This is a genomic window from Variovorax sp. S12S4, from assembly GCF_023195515.1.
Lineage (GTDB): Bacteria > Pseudomonadota > Gammaproteobacteria > Burkholderiales > Burkholderiaceae_C > Variovorax.
The window spans coordinates 517,180-543,441 of the sequence record NZ_JALPKR020000002.1 but is presented as its reverse complement, the minus strand read 5'-3'; the positions used below and the strand labels follow the sequence as shown (position 1 = coordinate 543,441).

Here is a 26,262-nt window from a genome sequence, read left to right as displayed (position 1 = left end):
GTCGATCTGGTCACTGCGCCTGAATGAGCGCCGTGTGCCCCACCCCAACCCTCCCCGGAAGGGAGGGAGCCAATCCCAACTCCCACTTTCACAATGCTTCGACGATCCCTTCACTGCGCACTCGCCGCCATGCTGCTCATGGCAACGGCCGCTCACGCGTTGACCGCCGACGAAGCCAGGGCCATCGCCTCCGGCGATTCCGAATCGCGCATCACCGCGCTCAACAAGGCCGTGCTCACGGCCGACGAAAAAACCGCCGCTTTCATCCAGGCCATGTCGGAAGACGCGGTCAAGTACACCGAAGACAAGGTCTTCGTGATGAAGGATGACAAGGGCTACGACCCGGTGACCGGCGCCGAACTGAAAGTGCCCGACACCGCCGAGGACGTGGTGAACAACAACCTGATGCGCGGCGCGCTCGATGCCGCGCAGGCTGCGCTCAAGCTCACCAGCAAGGACGACGCGGTGCGCGCCGAAGCCGCGCAGGCGCTCTTCAAGGAGCCCGACGAATCCCGCGTGCCCATGGTCGAGAAGGCGCTGGCCGCCGAGACCAACCCCGGCATCAAGGCGCAGCTCCAGCTGGTGCGCGCCGCCAGCATGCTCACCAGCGCCGACAAGGCCAAGCGCCTCGCCGCGGCCAAGGAGTTGGGCGCCAACAGCAGCCCCGACACCAAGCTGCTGCTCAACCAGCGGCTCGCCGACGAGACCGAAGCGGACGTCAAGGCCGCCATCGTCGCTTCCATTGCCAGCATCGACGGCTCGCTGGTGTGGGGCGACCGCATCAACGCGGTGTTCAGCGGCATCAGCCTGGGCTCGGTGCTGCTGCTCGCCGCGCTGGGCCTGGCCATTACCTACGGCCTGATGGGCGTCATCAACATGGCGCACGGCGAGCTGATGATGATCGGCGCCTATGCCACCTACGTGATGCAGGGCATCTTCCAGCGCTACATGCCCGAGGCGGCCTTCGGCTGGTACCTGGTGGCGGCCGTTCCGGTGGCGTTCCTTGCGTCGGCGCTCGTCGGTGCGGTGCTCGAACGCGGGGTGATCCGCTTTCTTTACGGCCGCCCGCTCGAAACGCTGCTCGCCACCTGGGGCATCAGCCTGATGCTGCAGCAGCTCGTGCGCACGCTCTTCGGCGCGCAGAACGTCGGCGTGGAAAACCCCGGCTGGATGAGCGGCGGCTTCACCATGCTGAGCAACGTCACGCTGCCGTGGAACCGCATCTGCATCATCATCTTCGCAGTGCTGGTGCTGCTTGCGATGGGCTGGCTCATCGGCCGCACGCGCCTCGGCCTGTTCGTGCGCGGCGTCACGCAGAACCGCCCGATCGCCTCGTGCATGGGCGTGAACACGGCACGCATCGACACCTATGCCTTCGCGCTCGGCTCCGGCATTGCCGGCCTCGCAGGCTGTGCGCTGAGTCAGATCGGCAACGTGGGTCCTGACCTCGGACAGAGCTACATCGTCGACAGCTTCATGGTGGTCGTGATGGGCGGCGTAGGCCAGCTCGCGGGCACGGTGTATGCGGCCATGGGGCTCGGCATTCTCAACAAGTTCATCGAAGGCTGGGCGGGCGCGGTGCTCGCGAAGATTGCGGTGCTTGTCTTCATCATCATCTTCATTCAAAAGAGACCTCAGGGCATCTTCGCCGTGAAGGGCCGGAGCGCAGAGGCATGAGCAGCGAGGTCGTACTTCCCACCAAAGGGCCGCTGTTGAGCGGCAAGGGCTGGACAGCCTTCTTCGTCACGCTGATCGTGGTGTGCGCCGTGGCACCGGTGCTCAACATGGTGGTGCCGGCCGGCAGCCCGCTGCACATGAGCGACTACGCCGTGGCGCTGGTCGGCAAGATCATGTGCTACGCCATCTGCGCGCTGGCCATGGACCTGATCTGGGGCTACACCGGCATCCTCTCGCTGGGCCATGGCCTCTTCTTTGCGCTGGGCGGTTACATGATGGGCATGTACCTCATGCGCCAGATCGGCCGCGACGGCAACTACAAGAGCGACCTGCCGGACTTCATGGTGTTTCTCGACTGGAAGACGCTGCCTTGGCACTGGACCTTCAGCGACAGCTTCATCGCCACGCTGATCCTCATCGTCGCGGTGCCGGGCCTCATCGCCTTCGTGTTCGGCTTCTTCGCCTTCCGCTCGCGCATCAAGGGCGTGTACTTCTCGATCATCACGCAGGCGATGACCTTTGCGGCGATGCTGCTGTTCTTCCGCAACGAGACGGGCTTTGGCGGCAACAACGGCTTTACCGACTTCAAGCGCATCCTCGGTATTCCGATTGCCACGCAAGAAATGCGCATGACGCTCTTCGCGCTCACAGGCATCACGCTGCTCGGCTTCTTCCTGTTTGCCAAATGGCTCATCGGCAGCAAGTTCGGTCGCGTGCTCCAAGCCATTCGCGATGCCGAAACGCGCGTGATGTTCTCGGGCTACAACCCGCTGCCTTACAAGCTCACCATCTGGGTCATCTCGGCCATCATGTGCGGCGTGGCCGGTGCGTTGTACGTGCCGCAGGTCGGCATCATCAACCCGGGCGAGATGAGCGCGGCCAACTCCATCGAGATCGCGATCTGGGCGGCCGTGGGGGGTCGCGCAACGCTCATCGGGCCGATCATCGGCGCTTTCATCGTCAACGGTGCGAAGAGCTGGCTCACTGTGGCGTACCCGGAGTACTGGCTGTACTTCCTTGGCGCGTTGTTCATTGCCGTCACGCTGTTCCTGCCGAACGGCATCGTGGGCCTGGTGAAGAAATGGCTGTCGCGTGAGAAGGCGGCACCCGCTGCACCGAGTGCCGGCCGCGAGGAAGCGCAGCGCGCCATGGCCGCCGCGCAGGGCATGGAGCCCGAGGCGCTGCATGCACCGCTCGCGCCTGAAGTGAAGGGAGCGCGCGCATGACGCCCGACCTGATGGAAGCCGGGGCCGAGCGCGCGGCAAGGGCCCACGGCATGCACTACGTGAGCGGCAGCACCGAGTCGGGCGGTCGTTCCGCCGGCTTCGGCCGCATTGCCACGCCGGGCGAGGTCGACATCACGCACGGCCGCATCCTGTACCTTGAGGACGTGAGCGTGAGCTTCGACGGCTTCAAGGCGATCAACAAGCTGTCGCTCGATATTGCGCCGGGCGAGCTGCGCTGCATCATCGGCCCCAACGGCGCGGGCAAGACGACGATGATGGACATCATCACCGGCAAGACGCGGCCCGACTCGGGCACGGTGTTCTTCGGCAGCACCATCGACCTGCTGCGCCACCGCGAGGCCGACATTGCCCAACTGGGCATCGGCCGCAAGTTCCAGAAGCCGACGGTGTTCGAGCATCTCACCGTGTTCGAGAACCTCGAGCTCGCGCTCAAGACCAACAAGGGCGTTCGCGCGTCGATGCTGTTCAGGCTCGACTCGGCGCAGAGCGACCGGCTGGCCGAAGTGCTGCACACCATTCACCTGGCTGACAGCGTGTCGCGCCTGGCCGGCAACCTGAGCCACGGCCAGAAGCAATGGCTCGAAATCGGCATGCTGCTGATGCAAGACCCGAAGCTGCTGCTGCTCGACGAGCCCGTCGCCGGCATGACCGACGAAGAAACCGCGCGCACCGCCGAGCTGTTTCTCACCCTCAAGGGCAAGCACTCGCTGATGGTGGTGGAGCACGACATGAGCTTCATCCGCACCATTTCCGAGATCGTGACCGTGCTGTGCGATGGATCGGTGCTCGCTCAAGGCACGTTGGACGAAGTGCAGTCCGATGAGCGCGTGATCGAGGTTTATCTTGGCCGCTGAGGAATCGATTTCATGCTGACAGTCAAGAACATCCACCAGTACTACGGCGGCTCCCACATCCTGCGGGACGTGAGCTTCCAAGCAACGCTCGGCAAGGTCACCGTGCTGCTGGGCCGCAACGGCGTGGGCAAGACAACGCTTCTGAAGTCGTTGATGGGCCTGGTCCCCATCAAGAGCGGCAGTATCGAACTCGAAGGCAAGCCGATCCAAAAGACCACGCCCTACGAAAGAGCAAGAGCCGGCATCGGCTTTGTTCCCCAAGGCCGGGAGATCTTCTCAAGACTCACGGTGGAGGAAAACCTGCGCATGGGCCTCGCCTACAAGAGTGGCAGCACGCCCATTCCGTCGGAACTGTTCGAGCTGTTCCCCGTGCTCAAGCAAATGATCAACCGGCGGGGAGGCGACCTCTCCGGCGGGCAGCAGCAGCAGCTTGCCATTGCGCGTGCCCTGGCGCCCAAGCCCAAGCTGCTGATCCTCGACGAGCCGACCGAAGGCATCCAGCCCAGCATCATCAAGGACATCGGCCGCGTCATCCGCATGCTGGCCGATCGCGGCGACATGGCCATCGTGCTGTGCGAGCAGTACTACGACTTTGCCCAGGAACTGGCCGACGACTACCTTGTGATGGAGCGCGGCGAGGTGATTGCGCGCGGCCTCGGCAAGGACATGGAAGCGCAGGGCGTGCGCCAGCTCGTGGCGATCTGACAGACGGCCGGCCACCCGCCGGCATGGCGGTTGGCGGTTGGCGGTATTGGTCTCGCGGCATCGCCGTATCGGCAGAAATTCAGGGTTTACCCTAAAATTTGGCTTCTGCCCGCGCCGCCGGGCACCTCCCAGGAGCCTGGCCTTGAACGCCTCCCCACCCGCGCCCGACAGCAGCGCGGACACCGCTGTTTCTTCTTCCGCATCGCCGCGCCCCGTCAACTTCCTGCGGGCCGTGCTCGCACTCGGCGTGGGCGGCTTCGCCATCGGCACGGGTGAATTCGTGATCATGGGCCTGCTGCCCGAGGTTGCGCGCGACATCGACGTCACCATTCCGCAGGCGGGCCACGTCATCAGCGCCTACGCGCTCGGCGTGGTCATCGGCGCGCCCGTGCTCGCGGTGCTTGCCGCGGGTTGGCGGCGCCGCGCACTGCTGATTGCGCTCATGGCCATTTTTGCCGCCGGCAATTTCGCCAGCGCCATGGCCCCGGGCTACATGTCGCTCAACCTGCTGCGCTTTGCGACCGGCCTGCCGCACGGCACTTACTTTGGCGTTGCCGCGCTGGTGGCGGCCACGCTGGCGCCACCCGGCCGCCGCGCGCGGGCCGTGGGCCTTGTCATGCTGGGGCTCACCGGCGCCACGCTCGTCGGCGTGCCGATTGCCGCCTGGCTCGGGCAGTTGTTCGGCTGGCGCGCGGCCTTCGTGTTCGTCGGCGTCATCGCGCTGATTGCCGTGGCGCTGCTGCGCCGCGACATTCCCGATCTTGCGGCGCCCGCAGGCGCCAGCCCCTGGCGCGAGCTTGGCGCGCTCAAGCGCAAGCAGGTGTGGTTCACGCTAGGCATCGGCGCCATCGGCTTCGGCGGCATGTTCTCGGTGTTCAGCTACATCAAGCCCACGCTCATCGAGGTGGCTGGCTTGCCTTTGGGCGGCGTGCCCTTCGTGCTTGCGCTGTTCGGCCTGGGCATGGTCACGGGCAACCTCGTCGGCTCGCGGCTGGCCGACAAGTCGCTCATGCGCACCATCGGCGGCCTGCTGGTGTATGCGGCGCTGGTGCTCGCCATGTTCACGTTCGCGGCGCACAACGTCTTTACCGCTGCGTTCAATGTGTTTCTCATCGGCACCACCGTCGCCATCGGCCCGGCGCTGCAGATTCGCCTGATGGACGTGGCCGGCGACGCGCAGACGCTTGCCGCCGCGCTCAACCACTCGGCCTTCAACATGGCCAACGCGCTCGGCGCGTGGCTCGGCGGCGTGGCCATTGCGGCGGGCCTGGGCTGGACCTCGACCGGGTGGGTCGGGGCGCTGCTGGCGCTCGCGGGCATCGGCATCTTCGCTTGGGCGGTAATGAGCGCACGCACCGGCGCACGGCAGGGCGGCCGGCTCGAAGCCACCTGAGAAAAACCGGCGCATGCAGGATTGTGCGGCCGTGTCTATGATGACCGCCGCCCTTCCACACCTCTCTCATCGCTTCGGATCGAGACCACCATGAGCATTCCCACCACCCGGCTCGGCCGCACGGGCCTGACCGTGTCGCGCCTTGCGCTCGGCACCATGACCTTCGGCCTGCAGACCGACGAGGCCGTGTCGCACAGCATTCTCGACAAGGCCGCGGAAGGCGGCATCAACTTTCTGGATACGGCCGACGTGTACCCGCTGGGCGGCACCGTCGAGACCACCGGCCGCACCGAAGAAATCATCGGCCGCTGGCTGCAGAAGCAAGGCCCCACCGGCCGCCGCCGCTTCGTGGTGGCCACCAAGGCTGTCGGCAAGGTCGGCCCCAACAGCTGGGACCAGGGCGCATCGCGCAAGCACCTGCTCGACGCCATCGACGCCTCGCTCAAGCGGCTGCAGACCGACCATGTCGACCTGTACCAGCTGCACAGCGACGACCGCGAGACACCGCTCGAAGAGAGCCTGGAGGCGCTGGACGTCATCGTCAGATCCGGCCGCGCGCGCTACATCGGCGTGTCCAACTTCCTGGCCTACCGGCTGGCCCGCGCGCTCGGCAAGGCCGAGCTGCACAAGCTCACGCGCTATGTGTCGGTGCAGCCGCGCTACAGCCTGCTGTTCCGCGAAATCGAACGCGAGCTGCTGCCGCTGGCGGCCGAAGAAGGCCTGGGCGTAATTCCCTACAACCCACTGGCCGGCGGCCTGCTCACCGGCAAGTACAAGCCCGGTGCCAAGCCTGAGGAAAACACGCGCTTCACGCTCGGCACCGCGGGCGGCATGTACCAGGACCGCTACTGGAACGAGCGCAGCTTCAACACGGTGACGCAGCTGCACAAGCTGGCCGACGAAGCCGGTGTGCCGCTGGCCACGCTGGCGGTCGCGTGGGTCATGGCCAACCCGCTCATTACCGCGCCGCTGCTGGGCGCCAGCCGGCCCGAACAGCTCGACGCTACGCTGGCAGCCGCGGAATACAAGCTCGACCCGGCACTGAAGCAGAAGCTCGACGAGCTCACGGCCGAATACCGCAAGGGCGACGCGCCCCGCTAGGCCCTGAACGAGTGAACCCCCACCTCGCGCTGCTGCCATGGCACAGCTGATGTCGCTGCTGGTGCAGAACGCGATCGCGATCGTCTTCGCGGCGAGCTTTGCCGCGCGCCTCGGCTTGCCCGTGCCTGCCGCAGCCGTGCTGGTGGTTTCGGGCGCGTTGCTGGCGGCTGGCAATGTCTCGGTGGTGGGCGTGGTGGTGGCTGCGGTGCTTGCCAACCTGCTGGGCGACGGCGCCTGGTTCTATGCCGGGCGGCGTTTCGGCTACCGCTTCATGCGCCTTCTGTGCCGCATCTCGCTGTCGCCCGACTCATGCGTGCGGCGCGGCGAATCGCTCATAGGCCGGTGGGGCGGCCTCTCGCTGGTGGCCGCCAAGTTCGTGCCCGGCGTCTCGGTGGTGGCGCCGCCGATGGCCGGTGCGCTGGGCATGTCGGTGTGGCGCTTCATCGGGTTCGATATTGGCGCCGCACTCATCTGGACCGGCGTTTTCCTCGGGCTCGGCTGGGCTTTTCGCGACCAGATCCAGGAGGTGCTGGCCATGCTCGCGCAGGCTGGCGGCATTGCGACGCTTGCGCTTGTGGTTGTGCTGGCCGTGATGCTGGTTGTGCGCTACTGGCGCCGCCGCGCATTCATGCGGCTGACCGGCATGCCGCGCATCACCGTGGACGAGCTGCACGATCTGCTGGCCGGCGAGGTGCCGCCGCTGGTCATCGATGTGCGTGGAGAGGCCGGCCTGCAGGTCGACCCGCGCCGCATTCCGGGTGCGCTTTCATACACGCTCAAGGCGCTGCAGCAGCGGCATGGAGAGCTGCCGCTGGTGGGCGGGCGCGACGTGGTGCTTTACTGCAATTGCCCCAACGAGGTGTCGGCCGCCCAGGCTGCGCGCGTGCTGCTGGCCCGCGGCGCACGCCGCGCACTGCCGCTCACAGGCGGGCTCGACGCATGGGTAGCCTCGGGTCGGCCCACCAGTCTGCACTGATCGGTCCAACCGCGTCATCGGGCAGGACAGGACCCGCCCCGGTGGTAGTCTTGCCCTCCGATGAACCTCCGCACCAAGATCGTCGCGCTGGCCGTTGCACCGCTGCTCATCGCGCTGGTGCTGGTTGCCCTGGCGGTGCGCCACCAGGAGCATGACCTGGCGCGGCGCGAGCGTGCGCTCATCGAGAAAAGCTACATGGACCAGCGGCGCAGCGAACTGCGCAGCTATGTCGACCTGGCCGTGAGCATCGTGCGGCCGCTGTACGACGCGGGCCTGGACGACGAAGAAACCCGCAACGAAGCCCTGCGCCGCCTGGCCGCGCTCGACTACGGCGATGACGGCTACTTCTTCGTCTACGACATGCAGGGCCGCTCCCTCATGCATTCGCGCCAGCCCGACCTCGTGGGCAAGAACCTCTGGGACCTGCGCGACTCCCGCGGCCGCTTCACCATACAAGACCTGATTGCCGGCGCGCGCGTGGGCGGCGGCTATGTCGAGTACGAATGGCGCAAGCCCTCCAGCGAGCAGATGGCGCCCAAGCTGGGCTACGTCACCGCGTTGCCGCGCTGGAACTGGATGGTCGGCACCGGCCTGTACCTCGACGACATCGAAACCACCATGCAGGCGCTCGACCGGCAGATGAGCGCCAATGTCACCACCACGCTGCTCTGGATTGCCGGCATTGCCGCGCTGTGCCTGGGCGTGGTGAGCGCCACCGGCCTGCTGCTCAACCTGAGCGAACACCGCGTGGCCGAGGCCAAGCTGCGGCTGCTCGCGCGGCGCGTGGTTCAGTCGCAAGAAGAAGAGCGCGGCCACCTCGCGCGCGAGCTGCACGACGGTACCAGCCAAACGCTGGTGTCCGCCAAGCTGCTCATCGAATCCGCCGTGGATGCACTCGACCGCGAAAGCCAGGCGTCACCGCCCGCACTGACCAAGGCACTGCAAAGGCTCAATGATTCGCTGCTCGAAGTGCGGCGCATTTCGCATCGGCTGCGCCCGGCGCTGCTCGACACCCTTGGCCTGCCCGCCGCATTGCAACGCCTGGGCGACGAGTTTGCGGAAGAGGGCGCCATCGATGCGTCGATCATGATCGAAGGCGAGGCCTTCGAGCTCTCGCAAGAAGCCAAGACCGCGCTCTTCCGCGTCACGCAAGAGGCGCTGACCAATGTGCGCAAGCACGCAAAGGCGAACCGCGTGCACATTGCCCTCGGCTTCTCGGACGAAGACGGTGTGCGGCTGGAGATTGGCGACGACGGCGAAGGTTTCGACGTAGACGCCATGCAGCTCGACCCGCGCCGCGGCATCGGCCTGCGCAACATGCGCGAGCGCATGGAGTCGATCGGCGGGCGGCTCAGCGTGCGGTCTGGCGAAGGCGGAACAACCATCGTGGCCGAAGTGCCGACCCAGAGCGCCAAGCCTGAATAGCCGGACCCCGCGATGAAAGACGCCGCCCGATCCATCCGCCTCTTTCTGGTCGACGACCACCCGTTGGTGCGCGACGGCCTGCGCGCGCGGCTCGGCTCCATGCCCAACCTCGAGATCGTCGGCGAGGCGGGCAGCGCAGCCGAGGCGCTTGCGCTCGTCGAAGAACTGCGCCCCGACCTGCTGCTGATGGATGTTGGCATGAAGGACATGAACGGCATCGACCTGGCCGCGCTCGTGCTGCAACGCCAGCCCGCGCCGCACGTGGTGATGCTCAGCATGTACGACAACCCCGAGTACGTGCAGAAGGCCTTGCAGGTAGGCGCGCGCGGCTACGTGCTGAAGGACGCGCCGGCCGCCGAGATCGTTGCCGCCATAGAGGCCGTATCGGCCGGCGGCACCTTCCTGAGCCCGGCCGTTTCAAAGAAGCTGTTCCGCAACCAGGCGCCCAAGCCGCTGCTCACGCCGCGCGAGAGCGAAATACTCACGGCGCTGGGCAGGGGTGAATCCAGCAAGCAGATTGCGCGCGACCTCGGGCTCAGCGTTCGCACGGTGGAAGCGCACCGGCAGAGCATCAAACGGCGGCTGGGGATCGAGGGGCAGGCCGAGCTGATCAAGTACGCGGTGGAGCACGCGCGGGAATTTGGGGGCGGGTGAACCGCCGGGCCTCTTACGCGGTCGGTGATGCGCTCGCCGCGATTCGGGGAAGTTCGAGCTCGAAGCTCGTGCCCGCCGGGGAACTCACGCATCGCACCTGTCCGCCATGTGCGGCAACAATCTGCTGCACGATGAAGAGCCCGAGCCCGAGACTTGTCCGATTGCCGGAGGCGCCGGCTGCGGAACCTCGCTCAAGGGCCTTGAACAACTTGGGAATTTCGGCGGAAGGAATCTCCTGACCCGTATTCGCCACCTTCAGCAAGACGGCACCCACGCCGCCGGTCAAAGTCACCGAAATGGGCCCGGCGTCGCCGTAGGTCGCCGCGTTGTTGACCAGGTTCCCCAATGCTTCGCGCACGGCTGAGGCGTCGAACAAGCCCTCTGTATCCGCTCCTGCCGAAAAATCGATGTGCGCGTCCGGAAGTGCGGCGCGCAACAGTTCGACTTCTGCGGCACATTGTTCGCCCAGGTTGGTGTGCTCCCGGTGAATCTTCATGCCTCCACCCAGGGCCGACCTGTTGTACTGCAGCAAAGTGTCCAGGAGCGACGCCATTCGCCGCCCGCTGCGTATCAGCACACCCACTTCGGACATCGGCGATTCTTTTGTCTTTCTCGAAATGAGTTCTGCGGTGAGAAGAATCGCATTCAGGGGCCCACGCAAGTCATGCCCCAGTACCCCCAGGAATACGTTCCTGAGCTGATCGGTTTCCTCGGAAAAGAACTCGACGGACTCCGCCACGGCCTGGTCGATGGCTTCGTTGAACCGGATGACGTCGACCACAGAAACCGCAACAGGCTCCTTTTCTGCCCACAGCCTGAGCACACCCGCTCTGAGGGCGCGGTACTCGGCGACGAGCTGGGTCATTTGAAGGCCGCTTCTCGCTCTTTGGCGCCCATGCGTTTGAGCAGCGGAATCTTCGGTACCCGAAAGGGCCGCCCCTTGGCCCAGGGACTTGGCATGCGCTTCGTTGGACGACTGGCTGTTCTCCAGGTCGAGCACGATCGCCTCGAGGATCTTCGGGATGTGATCCCTGAGGGTCAGCTCCGATTCATGTGCAAGGGGCGCCAGCGTACGCGCGTACCGTGCCGCCTCGGCGACGATCGTCTCGCTATGGATGTTGATGAATTCAGCCAGACGCATAGGTGCCTTCGAGAGCAGTGACAAGGTAGATGACCGAAAGCGAGGAGACCGTGCCGCATTCTGCCTGCATTCGCCGCGTCGATCTCGGCTAGAAAAGCCCGCGCTGCGAAGTCGTCAAGGCCATGAAGCTCTCTCCGATGGGCTGGAGAATGGCGTCGGCAATCGGCTGGAGCTGCCTGGTCAGGTAATGCTCGTAGTCGATGTGCGAATGGCGGGTTTCCAGCGGCTCCGGCCCGTTCCTGGTCATCACGTATTGGATCCAGCCGCCTTTCTGATACTGCTTGGGCCGGCCGATGCGGCCGTTGTGTTCGTCGGCAATGCGAGCGGCTCGCACCTGCGGCGGCACGTTGACCAGATAGGCGTCGAGCCGATGGCGCAGGCGCTTGCGGTAGATGAGCAGGTCGTCCTTGGCGCCGGCCAGTGTCGACCTCGCATAGTCGGTCACGAATTCCTTGTAGGGCGCGCCCTGAAAAATGCGTGAAAGCAGGCCCTCCTGGAACTGCCGCGCCAGCGGGGTCCAGTCGCTGCGTGCCATCTCCAGGCCGCGGTACACCATCTCCTCCTTGCCGGCGGCATCGACACTCAGGCCCGCGTAGCGCTTCTTGCTGCCGACCTCCGAGCCGCGAATGGTGGGCATGAAGAACTTCTTGTAGTGAGTGTCCACCTCGATCTCCAGAAAACTCTCCAGGCCCTGCTCGTCGCGAAGGGTGCGCGTCCACCAGTCGTTGATGTCGGCCGCCAGGCTTGCCGCGACGGCGTGCGCCTCCTCGTTGGTGTGGGTGCGCTTGAGCCAGATGAAGATGGAGTCGGTATCGCCATAGATGGCCTCGTAGCCCCGCCTCTCCACGAACTCGCGCGTGAGCTTCATCATCTCGTGTCCGCGCAGGGTGACGGCGGACACCAGATCGGGGTTGAAGAACCGGCACTCGGCCGCGCCCAGCACGCCGGCAAAGGAGTTCATGAGCAGCTTCAGCGCTTGCGACAGCGGCTCGTTCTTCGTCCGCTTGGCCTCGTCCCGGGCGCGCCAGAGCGTGGTCACGATCTCGGGCAGGCAGTGCCTGTCCCGCGAAAAGACTGTCCCCTTCGGTCCCCTGATGCATACGGCCGGGTCGCTGGCATTCGTTCCCTCGACAAGGCCCACCGGATCGACCAGGAAGGTCCGGATGATGGAAGGGTAGAGGCTCTTGTAGTCCAGCACCACGACGGAGTCGTAGAAGCCCGGTTTGGAGTCCATCACGTACCCGCCCGGATAGGCCTTGCTCGCAATTTCGCCCACATTCGGCGCCACGTAACCCAGGCGGTGCATCCGCGGCATGTAGTGGTGGCTGAACGCAGCGATGGAGCCGCCGAAGTGGTCGGCCTGCAGGCCGGTGGTCTGGGCCCGCTCCATCACGAACTGCAGCAGCTTGGCCTTGTCGAAGATCCGCAGCACCAGCTCGCAGTCCCGGATGTTGTAGAGCGCGAGCGCGGGCTTGTCTTCCTGGTAGCGTCGCTCGATCTCCGCCATCTTGTCGTACTCATCGCCGATGGCCTTGCCTTCACCGAGCAGCGCTTGCGAGACGGTCTCCAGGCTGAAGGACGGAAAGCTCCACACCGCGGCCTTGAGCGCGTCGATGCCGTCGATGATGACCCGGCCCGATGTAGGCGCGAACAGGTAGCCCTGCTTGCCCGGATGGGTCCGCCATTCGATCGGGCGGCCCTCCCGCCCCAGCAGGAACTGCACGCCGCAGTCGTTGGCCGTCTTCTGCAGCACGCGCAGGTCGAACTGGATGACGTTCCAGCCGATGATGACGTCAGGGTCATTCCGCTCGAACCAGTCGTTGAGCTTTTCGATCATGGCCTTGCGGGACGCGCAATAGATCAGCAAAAAGGCCATGGGTTCGTCAGACCCGGCTGGCGGCTCTGGCGGCGGCTCGCCCAACATGAAGACGACGCGCTCCGGCGTGCCGTCCAGCGCGATGGAATAGAGCGCTTCGTCTTGGCTCGTCTCAATGTCCAGCGACACGACCTTCAGCACGGGACGGTACTCGGGCGCGGGCTTGAGCTTGCAGTCGACGATGGTGGCGCGCTCTACCCGCCCGCCTTCCACCCGCACGCCGGCGGTGATGAAGCGTTCCATCAGGTAGCGGTCGTGCGGGCGCACGTCGGCCTCGAGCAAGGAAATGCCCTGGGCCTGCAGGGCGCGCGCCAACCGGCCAAGCTGGCGGAAGTGCTTCGCATACACACCGAGGACAGGTTCCTGATGGAACGTCTTCAGTTCAAGCTCACGCAACTGCACGTCCGGCATGGCCGTGAGGTGGGCTTCCACCGCCCCCCGATGCCGATTGGCGACGAACGCGACGCTGCGGCGCGAGGTCAGCAACACTTTCCTCGGCCCCGCATCGGTTGCCAGCCAGTACTCGATCTCTGTACCGGCGGGCGCGTCACGCCAGTGGCGGGTAAGGATGAAGCCCTGGAGTTCGGTTGATGTCACGAGAGCTCGGCTTCCTATACGTACTCCAGGAGGATTCTCGCGAAAGGCTCTGGGGCAAGCCGCGGAATATCGTGTGCGCAGTCCAGACGATGCGTAGCCCATTCGGCGTCCAGCCGCAGACGTTCGTACAGCTCGATGAACGGACTCCCTTCCCAGCCGAACGCGGCAACGAAGGCTTTGCTTCGGACATTGCGCCACGCGCCCGTCAACTTGATCGCCTGCAGAAAGGTCGCGATGGGGTGCGGGCGGCATCGCCTGTCCAGATGAACCGAAGGCGCACAGCTCAAGCCATCCGCCGCCACGCCCGCAATGAAACGCTCCCGATAATTCTGGGTGGTGAGCGACCAAACCGACGCGCCGTTGTCCGGCACATAGGCATCGGCGTAAACGATCGCTTCCACGCGCGACGGCTCCTTGTCGGCCGCACCCGTGATGACCATTCCTCCATATGAATGACCGACAAGAATGGCCTGCGTATCGTGCCCCCGAATCGCCTGAACCACCTCGTCGATATGACGTTCGAGATTGACCCCGTTCGCAGGCTCATCGCCAAGGCCGGAGAGCGTGAGCGCCTGCACTTCGTGGCCTTCGCTCGAGAGCACCTTGCTCACATCGTCGAAGGCCCATGCCCCGTGCCAACCTCCCGGCACCAAAACGAATCTTGCCATCTGATTTTGTCCTCTCGAATGAGGCGGCGGAGCCAGCGTTGAGCCATCGGACCGCAGCACGTTCAACACGCGCCATTGTCGTTTGCAGATCGCGTTCGCGCATCGCTCGGCGGCCCTTCTGCATAGGCGGTTGCGGCCTTCGGAATCTTGCCGTTTACCTATTGTCGGCGACGAGTCTCTATGGGTTCTTGACCTCGGGGCTCGATCTCGAAGACATCGCCGTTCGTGGGCGTCGCAGACTCATGGTAGATGTCGTAGAGATACTGCGCCAGCTCGGCGTGAGGCACATCGGACGGAATCGCGAGTCCTGCTGGCCGACGCTTGCCGTCGTCTCCTGCAAGGTGAGCGGCCCATGCGTCGCCGACTCGCTCGATGGCAATGATTCGCCCGAAAACGTTGAAGCGGTATCGCATAGAGCATCCATTCTCAACAATCGGTCAACGACTGCGACTGCGACTGGCTGCTCACCTGATCGCAGCACTCCAGAATTCATTCGCCGCCTTCCCCAGGAGCTTGCTGTCCCGATAGAGCCTGATCTCCAGCGGAACGGCCCACTCGCTGCTCGCTGCGGCGACAAGGCGCCCTTGGCCGATGTCTTCTTCCACAAGGGTCTGCGGCAGCCATGCGATGCCCCTGCCGTCCAGCGCCATCGTCCGGAGCACCGAGGCGAGATGAGCCGTGAAAACGACTTGGACATCGAGCGACTCCAGCCGCGGGCTCACCAAGGCGCGCATGATGCGCCCCAGCCCCGATTCCTCGCTGTACAAGAGCACCGGCACGGCCGATGCGCCTTTGCGTGAAAGCTGATGCAGCGGCTTGCCGGAGCCATCGGGTGCGGACACTGCAATCAGCATGTCCCCACCGATCCGGGCTGATTCGTATGTGTCTGCATCGAGCGCGCCATGCGCATCGGGATGTGCGTGGCTCAGAACGAACTGAACCTTGCTTTGCAGCATCAGCGATTCGCAGCGCTGAAGCACGTCGGACATGAGCTGCACCGGCCCGAGCGTGATGCTGGACTCGAGGCTTCGAATCCATCGCGGCAAAAAAGTCATGGAAAGCGCATGCGTGCACGCGATGCGCAGGGTCACCGAACTGGCCTCCGCAATCTTCCTCGCGTCACCTGGTACGCGGGCCACCCTCGCGATCAGTTCCTGCGCCACCGCGGCAAACCACTCACCCACTTCGGTGAGCGTGGCGGGCTGCGTGCTGCGGTCGAACAGGTCGGCGCCGATCCACTCTTCCAGCGCGCGAATGCGGCGGCTGAATGCGGGCTGGGAGCTATGGCGTTCATCGGCTGCGCGCGAGAAGTTGCCTGTTGCCGCCAACGCCAGGAAGTCGTCAAGCCAGATCAGGTTCATGTCCGGTTCGTCCAGCGCATAGAAGTTGAGAAATTGAACATTGGCCGAAAAAGGCGGCGCGGCCGACCATTCAGTCTCCCACTCACCCGTTCTGGAGACAACCGTGAAGATCGTCGAAATCCGCGAGAAGACCATCCCCATCAGCTCGCCCATTCGCAACGCCTACATCGACTTTAGCAAGATGACGCTGAGCCTTGTCGCGGTGATCACCGACGTGATCCGCGATGGCAAGCCGGTCGTCGGCTACGGCTTCAACTCCAACGGCCGCTACGGCCAGGGCAAGCTGATGCGCGAGCGGTTCATCCCGCGCATCATGGAAGCGAACCCGTCGTCCCTCGTCGACGACAGAGGCAACAACCTCGATCCGCACAAGATCTGGAACACCATGTTCACCAATGAGAAGCCGGGCGGCCATGGCGAGCGCTCGGTGGCCATCGGCACCATCGACATGGCGGTGTGGGACGCGGTGGCCAAGATCGAAGGAAAGCCGCTGTTCCAGTTGCTGGCCGACCGCTACGGCGACGGCAAGCCCAACCGCAAAATCTTCGTCTACGCAGCGGGAGGCTACTACTACCCGGGGCAAGACCACGGAAAGCTGAAGGACGAGATGCGCAGCTACATCGACCGTGGCTACACGGTCGTGAAGAAGAAGATCGGCGGAGCCTCACTCGACGAAGACCTGCGCCGCATCGACTCGATCATGGAAGTGCTGCAGGACGGCCAGAAGCTCTGCGTCGACGCCAACGGCCGCTTCGACCTGGAAACCGCGATTGCCTATGCCAAGGCCCTGTCGCAATACGACCTGTTCTGGTACGAGGAGCCGGGCGACCCGTTGGACTTCGAACTGCAAGCGGCCCTCCGCAATTTCTACAAGAACCCGATGGCCACGGGGGAAGACCTTTTCTCGATGCAGGATGCGCGCAACCTGATCCGCTACGGCGGCATGCGCCCGGACCGCGATTGGCTGCAGTTCGACTGCGCGCTTAGTTACGGCCTGGTCGAGTACCTGCGCACGCTGGAGATGTTGAAGGAACATGGCTGGTCGGCAAGCCGCTGCATCCCGCACGGCGGTCACCAGATGTCGCTGAACATTGCGGCCGGCCTTGGCCTTGGCGGCAACGAGTCGTATCCTGACCTTTTTCAGCCGTTCGGCGGGTTCCCGGACGGTGTGAAGGTCGAGAACAGCTTTGTGACCCTGCCTGACTTGCCGGGAATCGGCTTCGAAGGCAAGGCCGATCTGTACCGGGAGATGCAAGCGCTTTCGGCCTGAAGCAAATAACCCACCCAAGGAGACAACACCATGAAAAGCATTTGGCGCTACGCCGCCGGCCTCGGCCTGTTCGCTTCGGCTGCGTTGGCCTCTGCAGAGTTTCCGGACAAACCCGTCACGCTGGTGGTCCCGTTCGCAGCCGGCGGCCCGAGCGACAAGATCGCCCGCGATCTGGCCGAGGCACTGCGCAAGCCGCTCGGCCAGACCGTGGTCGTCGAAAACGCTGCCGGTGCGGGCGGCACCATCGGCTCGGCCAAGGTGGCGCGCGCCACCCCGGACGGCTACACGCTGCTGGTGCATCACATCGGCATGGCAACCGCGCCCGCGCTGTATCGCAAGCTCTCTTACAAGGTGCCCGATGATTTCGAGATGCTGGGTGTGATCAACGAAGCTCCTTCGGTGGTGATCGGCAAGCCGACCCTGGAAGCCAACAGCTTCGCGGACCTGCGCAAGTGGATTGCCGCGAACGGCGGAAAGGTCAACCTCGCCCATGCAGGCTTGGGCTCTGCATCGCACCTCTGCGGCTTGATGTTCCAAAGCGCCTTGAAGACCACCATGACGGCCGTGCCCTACAAGGGAACCGCGCCAGCCATGACGGACCTTATTGGCGGGCAGGTCGATCTCATGTGCGAGCAGGCCACCAACGCCGTTCCGCAGATCGAAGGCAAGAAGGTCAAGGTCTACGGCGTGACAAGCCTCAAGCGCCTGCCGCTGCCATCGCTCAAGGACACCGCCACGCTGTCGGAGTCCGGACTCAAGGACTTCGACGTGCAGGTCTGGCACGGCTTGTATGCGCCCAAGGGAACGCCGCCCGCGGTGCTGGAGAAGCTGAACGCGGCGCTTCGCGTCGCCTTGAAGGACGCGGAACTCATCAAGCGCGAAGAGGCGCTGGGCCTTACCGTGGTGAATGACGAGCGCCTGGCCCCGGCCGGCCACAGGAAGTTCGTGGAAGCTGAGAAGGCCCGCTGGGCGAAAGTGATCAAGGACGCCGGCGAATACGCCGACTGAGCGCGAGGAGAGAAAGAGCGTGAAGATCGGAATCATCGGCGCCGGCAATATCGGCGCGTGCCTCGCCCGCAAGCTCGCAGCCAGCGGCCATGACGTCAGGCTTGCCAACTCGAAGGGGCCGCAAACCATTCGGGACCTCGCCGACGAAGTGGGTGCCACGCCGGTGACCAAGGAAAAGGCGGTGGCCGATGCCGAGGTCGTCATCCTTGCGATTCCGTTTGCAAGTCATCGGGACCTCGCGAACCTGTTCGAGAGCGTGGCGCAGGAGGTTGTGGTCATCGATACCTCCAACTACTATCCAAGCCGCGATGGCGCAATTGCCGAGGTGGACGGCGGAAAGCCTGAAAGCATATGGAGCCAGGAACAGATCGGACGTCCCGTGGTGAAGGCATGGAACGCCGTTCTGGCCGCGACCTTGGAAGCAGGGGGACGGCCTGCAGGTACGCCCGGTCGTCTCGCGATTCCCGTGGCTGGAGACGATGCGACGGCAACGGCGACAGCCCGGCAGCTGGTCGATCAAACAGGGTTTGACGCGCTGGACGCCGGGGGCCTCCAGGACTCCTGGCGCCAGCAGCCGGGAACGCCCGCATACTGCACCGAGTTGACGATCGGTGATTTGAAGCTGGCGGTCGAAGCAGCGAAAAGGGAGCGCGCGCCCAGCAATCGGGATGCCTTGATGAAGGAGTTTGCATCGGCAGGCGGCGCACTGACGCACGCGCAAATCGTGGCGCGAAACCGGAGTGCTACCGCATAGATCAGCGCGGCCGTGCCATCTTCCCGTCGATCCGCAAGCGCCACAGCTCATATCGCTCCTCTCCGCTTTTGACCGCTCCCGCAAAATGATCGTTCAAGGCACTCGAGGTGAAGACCAGGTCGCCATCCGGATGGATTGCGGCGGTGTCGGGCCAGCGCACGCCTTCATCGGACGCGATCAGCGACATCGACTTTGTGCGAGGGTCGTACTTCACGATGCCGTTGCGCGTAACGTCCGTGATGTAGAGCCCGCCCGCCGAATCCGTCGCGATCCCGTCGGTGTTGCCGCCTACGCTGCCTAGATCGCGGATCGCCGCGGCAATCTGGTCGTCGCTCGCACCGGCCTTGCGCAGAATCGCCGTCGGAAGTGCGCGGGCGCGCGTCCCTGTCGTCACTGTCCAGTAGAGCGTGCGGGCATCGGGCGACAGCGCAATGCCGTTGATGCCGAGCAGCAGCGGGTTGCCCGGCCAAACCTCCGCACCATGAGCAACCACCTTCACGCCGGGCTCGACCTGCAGGTTCGGGTTCCTGTCCAGCACGCGCCGCGCCTTGCCTGAGGCGAAGTCCACCACGATCAAGCCCACCATGTTGTTCGGTGCGCTGCGCATGCCGCTGTCGGAGATATAGGCCACGCGGCGCTGTTCGTCGACTGCAATGTCGTTGAGAAAGCTGCCCTTGCGGTCGGCCGCGCCGTCCAGCCCGATGCGCTTTACCGTGCGGCCTGACTTCAGGTCGAGCACAAGCACCTTCTGGGCGCCCGGCGGTGCTTCGGATTCGCCGGCCACAAAGCCCAGGTCGAGCGCCCACAGCCATCCGTTCTTGCGGTCGACGTGAAAGCCCAGCACATTGCGCAAGCTCTGGTCCGGCGCGCCTTTCACGGCGTTGCCCTCTTTCGACGGAAATGCCGTCAGTCGCGCTGGCCCGGTTTGCACGCGGGTGTCCAGCTTGCTGAGGGTTGCCGGTGCGTCGGCAGACACCAGCCGCGGCGTGCTGACGTAGGCGGCGCCTTGTGCGTCGAAGTGCAAGCCCGCAATGGGTGCATTGACCGACGATTCGAACGGCGCCGGATCGGCGCCGTCCTTCGGCGCCTCCCAGCTCACGCCGGCGTAGCTGCGCCAGCGCTCGAGGGGCGCGGTGTCGGCGGAAGAGGCCGCGGTGGAAAGTGCGAAGGCGGCAGCCAGCACGATGAGCGGAGACGACATGGTGCAATCTCCGGATCAGAGAATCGAGCGGAAGGAGCCGCCCTCGACGCGCACCGCGGCGCCGTTGGACGCTGCGCCCAACGGGCTGGCCAGCAGCGCCACCATGGCCGCTATTTCGTCGGCCTCGATCATCCGGGCGATGAGCGAGCTGGGCCGGTAGGTCTGGAAGAAGTGCGCTTCGATCTGCGCGTCGGTCATGCCGGCGCGCGGCGCCGTCTGCCGCAGGTACTCCACGATGCCTTCGGAGCGGGTGGCCGCAGGCAGCACGCTGTTGACGGTGACGCCGGTGCCCTTGGTCAACTCGGCCAAGCCGCGCGACACCGCAAGCTGCGCCGACTTGCTGACGCCGTAGTGCACCATGTCCGGCGGGGTGAATGCGCCGACCTCGCTCGACATGAAGATCACCCGGCCCCAGTTCTTCTGCAGCATGCGCGGGAAGTAATGGCGCGACAGGCGCACACCCGACATCACATTGACCTCGATCATGCGCAGCCAGTCTTCGTCGGTAATTTCGGCGAAGGGCTTGGCTTCGTAGTAGCCGAGGTTGTTCACCAGGATGTCCGCGTCCGGCTGCGCTTCGATCAGCCGGGCCGCGCCCTCTGCGCTGCTCTGGTCGGCGACCACGGCGGTTACCCGGCTGCCCGGCGCCGCGGCTGCAATCCGCTGCACTGCGGCGTCCAGCTTGTCGCCGCCGCGCCCGGTAATGGTGACCGACACGCCTTCGCGCGCAAGCGTGGTCGCAATGGCCAGGCCGATGCCGGCCGTTGCGCCGGTGACGATGGCGGTCTTGCCGCTGAGTTGCAGATCCATGATGCAGGTGTTCCTTGATGGCTTGTTTCAGGGGCTCGGGCCGTGGCCCAAGTCATGGTTCGACTGTATTGATGGCTGAGCAGGCGATAAACTGGCCTCAAAGGAAAATATTTGTTCTTCAGGAGTCAAGATGGCGCGGCGATTCGATCACCTGGGAGATGTGGAAACCTTCGTCACAGTGGTCGAGAAGGGCTCCATGACGGCCGCTGCTGTGGCGCTAGCCACCACGCCGTCGGTGCTCAGCCGCGCCATTACCCGGCTCGAAACGCGGCTTGGTGTGCAGCTGCTGCGCCGCACGACACGGCGCTTGGGCCTGACTGAAGAAGGGCGTACCTACCTCGAGCAGTCGCGCGCGGCTTTCGCGCTGATCGACGATGCCGAGCGGGCGATGCAGGTCCCGGGCGATGCGCTGGCGGGCAGCGTGCGCCTGAGCGTGCCGACCACCTACGGCCATCATCGGCTGCCGGCGCTGCTGCTGAGTTTTTCCGCGCGGCATCCGCAAGTGCGCGTCGAACTGAACATCACCAATCGCAACGTAGACCTGGTGGCCGAGGGCTACGACCTCGCGATCCGGCTGGGCCAGTTGCCCGACAGCGGCATGGTCGCCCGCAAGCTCGAAGACGCGCCAATGTGCCTGCTCGCGGCGCCGGGCTACATCGAGCGCGCGGGCGCGCCGGGCAGCGTGGCCGAACTTGCGCACCACAGCTGCCTGCCTTTCGTGATGCCGAGCACCGGCCGTGTGTCGCCCTGGCTGCTGCGTGAGGATGGACGCGACCTCGACTGGCTGCCGCACGGCAGCCTGCAGGTGTCGGACGATGTGATGGGTGTGGTTTCGCTGGCCCTGAACGGCCTGGGCATCTGCCAGACCTATGACTTCATCGCACGCGAGTTCGTGGCTCAGGGCCGTGCGGTCGAGGTGCTGGCGCAGTCACGCGGGCGCACACGGCCGTTCTCGGTGATCTATGCACCGCACCGCCGGCTCTCGTCCGCGTCGCGTGCGCTGATCGATTTTCTGGCCGAAAAGCAAACGTGATGCGAGCCTCCTCCGGGCTCAATCCGCCTTGAAGCCTGTCGCGGCGACCACCTTGCCCCAGCTTGCCGTGTCCGCCGCGATCACGCGGGCGAACTCCTGCGACGTGGTGCCCGTGACGCTGAAGCCCGCATCCTCCAGTTTCGCCTTGCCTTCGGCCGACTGCACGGCTTTGCGGATGTCCGTCTCCAGCCGGGCGACGATCTCTGGCGGCGTCCTGGCCGGCGCGACGACGCCGAACCACGAGTTGAAAGCCAGCTGCGGAAAACCTTGCTCGCGGAAGGTCGGAACGTCGGGCAGGCTGGCGCTGCGTGTATCGCCGCTGGAGGCCAGCGCGATCAGCTTGCCGGCCTTCACGTTGGCTGCCGACAGGCCCACGCTCGCGAAGGCACCCGACACATCGCCGCTGAACAGGCCGCCCAGCGCATCGCCCGTGGTCTTGTAGTGCACCGGCTCCGGCTTGATGCCGATGGCGTCGCCGAAGAGAAACGCGCCGAAGTGGCCCGGCGTGCCTGCGCCGAATGTGCCCATGAACAGTCCCTTCTGCCCGCGGCTCCATTCCACGAACTGCTTCACGTCACGCGCCGGCACCTTGGCAGGGTTGACCACCAGCATGAAGTTGGAGGTGACCACCTGGCTCACGGGCACGAAGTCTTTCTTCGGGTCGTAGGAGAGCTTGCTGTAGCTGCTGGGCGCAATGGCCAGCTGGCCGGTTTCTCCGAGCATGAGCGTGTAGCCGTCGGGCTGCGCACGCGCCACCTCAGAAGCGGCGATCAGCCCGCCGGCGCCCGGCTTGTTGTCGACGATGACGCCGAGATTTCCCCATCCCTCGGACAGCTTCTGGGCCAGCAGCCGCGCCACGATGTCCGGACCGCTGCCGGCCGGAAAGCCGACGACAAGGCGCACCGGCCGCTGGGGATAAGCGGCTGTCTGGGCGAGCGCCTGCGACGCCCACGACATGCCTGCGAGCCCGATCAGCGTGGTGGCGGCGATGAGCGCGCGGCGGCGCGCGCCCGTGGAAAGGGCGGTGGTCATTCAGGTCTCCTGTCGGTGTTGAAATAGGGAGGCGGGTCGGCGCGTGGGATTACTGCAGCACGAAAAAGCGCATGACGACCTGGGCCGGGTGGCGCACGCCGACCCCGACGAACATCCGCTCGGTGATCCAGCGCAGCGACTCGCTGCGCGTTTCGAACGAGGGCGCACAACGGAAATAGACCTGCGCCGGGTCGACAGGGTCGCCACGCAGCAGTTGCGCCATCACCTCGGCCGGTGCCGTGCGCATCGCGCGGTTGCGCACGTAGATGCGGTCGCCCGCATCCGTCTCCAGGCCGTAGCGCGCGTCCAGTTCCGAGACCGTGTCGCTCGCGATGCGCTGAAAATCGGCGCCGCCTGGCAGCACGCGTCCGGTCCAGCCCTCACCCTTGGCATGGCCACCCAGAATGGGCACCACGCGGCGCAGCCCCTGGGCGCCCTCGCTGAGCACCATCGGCTCGCCGACGTCGACGGATATGTCGGCAAACCAGGTGAGCCGCGGCGCGGCAAGCGGATCGTCTTGCTGAGGGATGGGAGCCATGCCCTAGCGTAAGTCCGGTGGCCGGGCAGCGCTGTCATCCTGGAAGATGACGGGATTCCCCGTATTGCCCCATGCGCACCTGGATTCCTGATTTGTCCGCCGAACCTGTCGGAGCGCCGCTGCTGCAGCGCCTGCCGATGGTGGTGCCCGCGGTGGGCGAACCGGGGTTCGGGGCCTGCCTTCTGGAGGCCATGGCCTCGGCATTGCCGGTGGGCTCGTTCTCGGTCTACCGCACCGGCTCGCGGCCGGCGATCTTTCTGAGCGGCAGCCGGGGCATGCCCGACACCACGCGGGACTGTTGGCGCGCCTACCTCTCGGGCCCCATCCGAAGCGACCGCACCTTGCGCGAAACGAGTGCGCCGCAACTGCGCGTGTGCCATATCACCGCGCCGGAAGTGCCCGCCGAACATCGTGCCAAGGTGTATGAAGCCCATGGCGTGGTGGAACGCGTGTCCGTGGTCGAGGAGGAGCCTGCGGCGTGCGACGATGCGCTGTTTGCAGTCAACTTCTATCGGCATACCCATCAGCGTCCGCTCAGCGATGCGCAGCTGGCCGACTTCGGCATTGCCGGGCGCCTGCTCATGGCCCTGGCCCGAAAGCACATCGCCCTGACACGCGTCGACGTGGCCGACGAACTCAGGGCGCGGCTGCTGGCCCGTTGTCCGGCCCTCACGACGCAGGAGTTGAACGTGTGCCTTCGGCTGCTGCGCGGCATGACCCAGGAGGGCATCGCATCAGATATGGGCCTGGCGCTGCCAACGGTCAAGACCTATCGCAACCGGGCTTTCAACAGGCTCGGAATCCACTTTCGCAGCGAGCTGTTCGCGCTCATGCTGCCGGAGCGCGGGGCAGGCAAAGCCGGGGTTTGACCGCGTGCTTGTTGTTCGCGTTCAGGTCCTGCGATGGCCGCGAACCGCCGTCGGGGCAAATCCAAACCGTGCGCGGAACCTTACCGAAAATCGCGACGCCGAATCGTAGCCGACGCTCGATGCGATTCGGGTGACCGCATGGTCGGTCGATTGGAGCAACGTCATGGCGAACGACATGCGTGCATCGGTCAATACCGACGCGAAGGTCGCTCCCTCCGCACTCAGTCTTCGCCTGAGCGTTGCTTCGCTCATGGCAAGCCGAGCGGCCACCGAGGCCATCGTCCACGGCTCTGAAAGCGAGCCGGCGAACAAGCTGCGCAGCCTTGCCACCATCGTTGTTGCGCCTTGCGGGGCCGCGAGCGCGATGTCGAACAAGGACAGCCACACCAACACCTCCGCCATCCGGTGCCTTGCAATCTCGGCGGGAACCTGGGAAGCGTTGGAGGACACCGCTTCGATGGCGCGGTCGACGGAATCGTGGAACTCTCGCCCGGCGCCCCGGAGCACGGCCGCCTGGCGCAGGGGCCGCGCTTCATGGCAACCCTGCTCGAAACCTTCGATGATCGCCTTGTCCCAAAGGAGCCAGCGTGCTTCGAAAAGACCTTGTGCCGACAGCTGGTTGAACACGTCGAAGGTCTGGCCGCCGGCCAGCACAATGGCTTCGCCGCCTTGCAGGCTCCAGCGGCGCTGGCCGGACTGGAGCGTCTTCTTGCCGTGCCGCAGCAGTATGAGGGCAGGGCTGTCGAGCGCCAGCTGGCTGATTCGGAGCGTGCTGTGCTGAACGACATTGGCCGTCGTGCCGATCTCCGGGCGCGAGACCAGGGACCTTACCGAGACGTGCTTCGTCACGACCAGCGGTGATGAAGGCTAGGAACGCACCCGGTGAATGGCACACAGCTTGTTGCCATCGGGGTCGCGCACGTAGGCGAGGTAATAGCGGCCCAACGCCTCGTCACGCAAACCCGGCGGATCTTCGATCGATACGCCGCCATGCGCCACCGCCGTGTCGTGAAACTCTTTCACCAGCTCGGGGCTCGCGCATTTGAACGCGATGGTGCCTCCGTTCGCACACGTGGCAGGCTGGTTGTCGATGGGCTCGCTGATCCCCAGCGTACTTCCGTCGTGCCGGTAGAACAGGCGAACATGACCCGTCGCCGCAACGTTGCGGACAGGCCCGTTCTCTGCGCCGATCACGCGAAGAACCGCATCGTAGAAGCGTTCAGAGCGCTCGATGTCGTTGCTGCCGATCATGATGTGATTGAACATTGGTATCTCCTTTTCTGCTTTTTGGACAATTTGACAAGGAAGCGAGTTTAGGCACGCATTGAGGGCGCTCATAGCTCAAAGTCGCTCAAATTCAGTGCCGATCCGCTCACATCGTCGAGCGGGCCTCGTCCTGATACCCTCCAGTTCATTCCATCCGCGCCGATTCCAGAATGCCTGATTTACCCCACAGCCCAGCTGCCGACCGCAACAAGCAGCCCATCCTCGAGGCATTGACACGCATCCTCGGCGAGCGTGGCGCCGCGCTGGAAATCGCATCCGGCACAGGCCAGCATGCCGCCTGGTTTGCAGCGGCAATGCCCCGATGGACATGGCAGCCTACCGACGCAGACGCCCGCATGCTCCCCGCTCTTGAGGCGCGCGTCGAAGAAGCCGCACTGCCCAATCTCAGGCCGCCGCTCCTGCTCGACGTAACGGCGCCGCAATGGCCCTCGCAAGGCGCTGCGTTCGGCCAAGGCGAAGAAGAAACGAAGTTCGACGCGATCTACTGCGCCAACATGCTGCACATCGCACCGTGGGCCGCATGCGTCGCGCTGATGCACGGGGCCTCGCGGCACCTGCTTCCCGGCGGGGTGTTGATCACTTACGGGCCTTACTTCGAAGAAGACGCCGTGCCCGCACCAAGCAACCTCGCCTTCGATGAAGACCTGCGTTCACGCAATTCCGGCTGGGGCATTCGCCGCCTGAAAGATGTGGCGGCAGAAGCGCGCGCAGCGGGCCTCTCATTGCGTGAACGCCAGGCGATGCCCGCGAACAACCTGCTGTTGGTGTTCGGTCGCTGACTAGCC

The 26,262-nt window shown here is 65.1% G+C and carries 25 protein-coding genes and 1 pseudogene; 15 read left to right on the top strand and 11 right to left on the bottom strand.

The genetic code is table 11. From position 1 onward, the window contains the following. Positions 1–129 precede the first annotated feature (129 nt). From urtB to M0765_RS02890, 9 genes are all read left to right on the top strand, one after another. Entirely contained in the window at positions 130–1,677 is a 1,548-nt protein-coding gene (urtB, locus tag M0765_RS02930; RefSeq protein WP_258501930.1) for an urea ABC transporter permease subunit UrtB, read from the top strand. Then, positions 1,674–2,903, top strand: coding sequence for an urea ABC transporter permease subunit UrtC (urtC, locus tag M0765_RS02925; RefSeq protein ID WP_258501929.1), 1,230 nt, complete (start codon positions 1,674–1,676; stop codon positions 2,901–2,903). Before urtB ends, urtC begins: the two co-directional genes overlap by 4 nt. Then, on the top strand, positions 2,900–3,778 hold the full coding sequence (gene urtD / locus M0765_RS02920) for an urea ABC transporter ATP-binding protein UrtD (protein WP_258501928.1): 879 nt from the start codon (positions 2,900–2,902) through the stop codon (positions 3,776–3,778). The genes urtC and urtD overlap by 4 nt, the downstream gene beginning before the upstream one ends. 12 nt (positions 3,779–3,790) lie before the next feature. After that, positions 3,791–4,483, top strand: a complete 693-nt coding sequence (gene urtE, locus M0765_RS02915; RefSeq protein WP_258501927.1) for an urea ABC transporter ATP-binding subunit UrtE — start codon at positions 3,791–3,793, stop codon at positions 4,481–4,483. A 142-nt stretch (positions 4,484–4,625) separates the two neighbouring features. Further along, a complete protein-coding gene (locus M0765_RS02910) occupies positions 4,626–5,876 on the top strand; it encodes an MFS transporter (RefSeq protein ID WP_258501926.1) in 1,251 nt (416 codons plus the stop codon). 90 nt (positions 5,877–5,966) lie between these two features. Continuing rightward, positions 5,967–6,977, top strand: a complete 1,011-nt coding sequence (locus tag M0765_RS02905; RefSeq protein ID WP_258501925.1) for an aldo/keto reductase — start codon at positions 5,967–5,969, stop codon at positions 6,975–6,977. 37 nt (positions 6,978–7,014) lie between these two features. Continuing rightward, positions 7,015–7,953, top strand: coding sequence for a VTT domain-containing protein (locus M0765_RS02900; RefSeq protein WP_258501924.1), 939 nt, complete (start codon positions 7,015–7,017; stop codon positions 7,951–7,953). Between the two features lie 60 nt (positions 7,954–8,013). After that, positions 8,014–9,378: a cache domain-containing protein gene (locus tag M0765_RS02895; protein ID WP_258501922.1), complete on the top strand. Its 1,365-nt coding sequence runs from the start codon at positions 8,014–8,016 to the stop codon at positions 9,376–9,378. 12 nt (positions 9,379–9,390) lie between these two features. Further along, on the top strand, positions 9,391–10,032 hold the full coding sequence (locus M0765_RS02890; RefSeq protein WP_126748070.1) for a response regulator transcription factor: 642 nt from the start codon (positions 9,391–9,393) through the stop codon (positions 10,030–10,032). A 13-nt stretch (positions 10,033–10,045) separates the two neighbouring features. Here the strand turns inward: M0765_RS02890 and M0765_RS02885 are convergent, their stop codons facing one another. From M0765_RS02885 to M0765_RS02865, 5 genes are all read right to left on the bottom strand, one after another. Next, positions 10,046–11,173, bottom strand: coding sequence for a sensor histidine kinase (locus M0765_RS02885; protein ID WP_258501921.1), 1,128 nt, complete (start codon positions 11,171–11,173; stop codon positions 10,046–10,048). 88 nt (positions 11,174–11,261) lie between these two features. Further along, complete coding sequence (locus M0765_RS02880; protein WP_258501920.1) at positions 11,262–13,646, bottom strand: DNA polymerase II; 2,385 nt, start codon at positions 13,644–13,646, stop codon at positions 11,262–11,264. A gap of 14 nt (positions 13,647–13,660) precedes the next feature. Continuing rightward, on the bottom strand, positions 13,661–14,314 hold the full coding sequence (locus M0765_RS02875; protein WP_258501919.1) for an alpha/beta fold hydrolase: 654 nt from the start codon (positions 14,312–14,314) through the stop codon (positions 13,661–13,663). A 158-nt stretch (positions 14,315–14,472) separates the two neighbouring features. Further along, positions 14,473–14,727, bottom strand: a complete 255-nt coding sequence (locus M0765_RS02870; RefSeq protein WP_258501918.1) for a DUF7661 family protein — start codon at positions 14,725–14,727, stop codon at positions 14,473–14,475. Between the two features lie 51 nt (positions 14,728–14,778). Beyond that, a complete protein-coding gene (locus M0765_RS02865) occupies positions 14,779–15,675 on the bottom strand; it encodes a LysR family transcriptional regulator (RefSeq protein ID WP_446751587.1) in 897 nt (298 codons plus the stop codon). 103 nt (positions 15,676–15,778) lie between these two features. Here M0765_RS02865 and M0765_RS02860 point away from each other — a divergent pair, with 103 nt between their 5' ends. The 3 genes and pseudogenes from M0765_RS02860 to M0765_RS02850 all read left to right on the top strand — a co-directional run. Then, a complete protein-coding gene (locus tag M0765_RS02860) occupies positions 15,779–16,945 on the top strand; it encodes a mandelate racemase/muconate lactonizing enzyme family protein (RefSeq protein WP_258501916.1) in 1,167 nt (388 codons plus the stop codon). Between the two features lie 30 nt (positions 16,946–16,975). Further along, the gene (locus M0765_RS02855) at positions 16,976–17,953 is read left to right on the top strand and encodes a tripartite tricarboxylate transporter substrate-binding protein (RefSeq protein WP_258501915.1); all 978 of its coding nucleotides are present in this window, start codon (positions 16,976–16,978) and stop codon (positions 17,951–17,953) included. A 16-nt stretch (positions 17,954–17,969) separates the two neighbouring features. Then, positions 17,970–18,707 (top strand): annotated as a pseudogene (locus M0765_RS02850) (NADPH-dependent F420 reductase); the annotation flags it as partial. Position 18,708: 1 nt separating this feature from the next. Here the strand turns inward: M0765_RS02850 and M0765_RS02845 are convergent. Both M0765_RS02845 and M0765_RS02840 read right to left on the bottom strand, forming a co-directional pair. Continuing rightward, positions 18,709–19,908, bottom strand: coding sequence for a major royal jelly family protein (locus tag M0765_RS02845; protein ID WP_258501913.1), 1,200 nt, complete (start codon positions 19,906–19,908; stop codon positions 18,709–18,711). Between the two features lie 15 nt (positions 19,909–19,923). Continuing rightward, on the bottom strand, positions 19,924–20,718 hold the full coding sequence (locus M0765_RS02840; RefSeq protein WP_258501912.1) for an SDR family NAD(P)-dependent oxidoreductase: 795 nt from the start codon (positions 20,716–20,718) through the stop codon (positions 19,924–19,926). A gap of 130 nt (positions 20,719–20,848) precedes the next feature. On the opposite strand from M0765_RS02840, the gene M0765_RS02835 reads away from it, so the two are divergent. Continuing rightward, positions 20,849–21,751 (top strand): LysR family transcriptional regulator, encoded by a 903-nt coding sequence (locus M0765_RS02835; RefSeq protein ID WP_258501910.1) that lies wholly within the window; start codon positions 20,849–20,851, stop codon positions 21,749–21,751. 18 nt (positions 21,752–21,769) lie between these two features. Here the strand turns inward: M0765_RS02835 and M0765_RS02830 are convergent, their stop codons facing one another. Both M0765_RS02830 and M0765_RS02825 read right to left on the bottom strand, forming a co-directional pair. Beyond that, entirely contained in the window at positions 21,770–22,783 is a 1,014-nt protein-coding gene (locus M0765_RS02830; RefSeq protein ID WP_258501909.1) for a Bug family tripartite tricarboxylate transporter substrate binding protein, read from the bottom strand. Between the two features lie 49 nt (positions 22,784–22,832). Beyond that, complete coding sequence (locus tag M0765_RS02825) at positions 22,833–23,321, bottom strand: DUF3237 domain-containing protein (RefSeq protein WP_258501907.1); 489 nt, start codon at positions 23,319–23,321, stop codon at positions 22,833–22,835. 71 nt (positions 23,322–23,392) lie between these two features. Between M0765_RS02825 and M0765_RS02820 the strand changes: the two genes are divergently transcribed. Next, a complete protein-coding gene (locus tag M0765_RS02820) occupies positions 23,393–24,190 on the top strand; it encodes a helix-turn-helix transcriptional regulator (protein WP_443098584.1) in 798 nt (265 codons plus the stop codon). Between the two features lie 21 nt (positions 24,191–24,211). On the opposite strand, the gene M0765_RS29135 is transcribed toward M0765_RS02820, so the two are convergent. Both M0765_RS29135 and M0765_RS02810 read right to left on the bottom strand, forming a co-directional pair. Then, positions 24,212–25,039 carry a helix-turn-helix transcriptional regulator gene (locus tag M0765_RS29135; protein WP_258501905.1) on the bottom strand — a complete coding sequence of 276 codons (828 nt, stop codon included), beginning with the start codon at positions 25,037–25,039 and terminating at the stop codon, positions 24,212–24,214. An 18-nt stretch (positions 25,040–25,057) separates the two neighbouring features. Then, positions 25,058–25,456, bottom strand: coding sequence for a VOC family protein (locus M0765_RS02810; RefSeq protein ID WP_258501904.1), 399 nt, complete (start codon positions 25,454–25,456; stop codon positions 25,058–25,060). 170 nt (positions 25,457–25,626) lie between these two features. Between M0765_RS02810 and M0765_RS02805 the strand changes: the two genes are divergently transcribed. Continuing rightward, complete coding sequence (locus M0765_RS02805; RefSeq protein ID WP_258501903.1) at positions 25,627–26,256, top strand: class I SAM-dependent methyltransferase; 630 nt, start codon at positions 25,627–25,629, stop codon at positions 26,254–26,256. Positions 26,257–26,262: the final 6 nt, after the last annotated feature.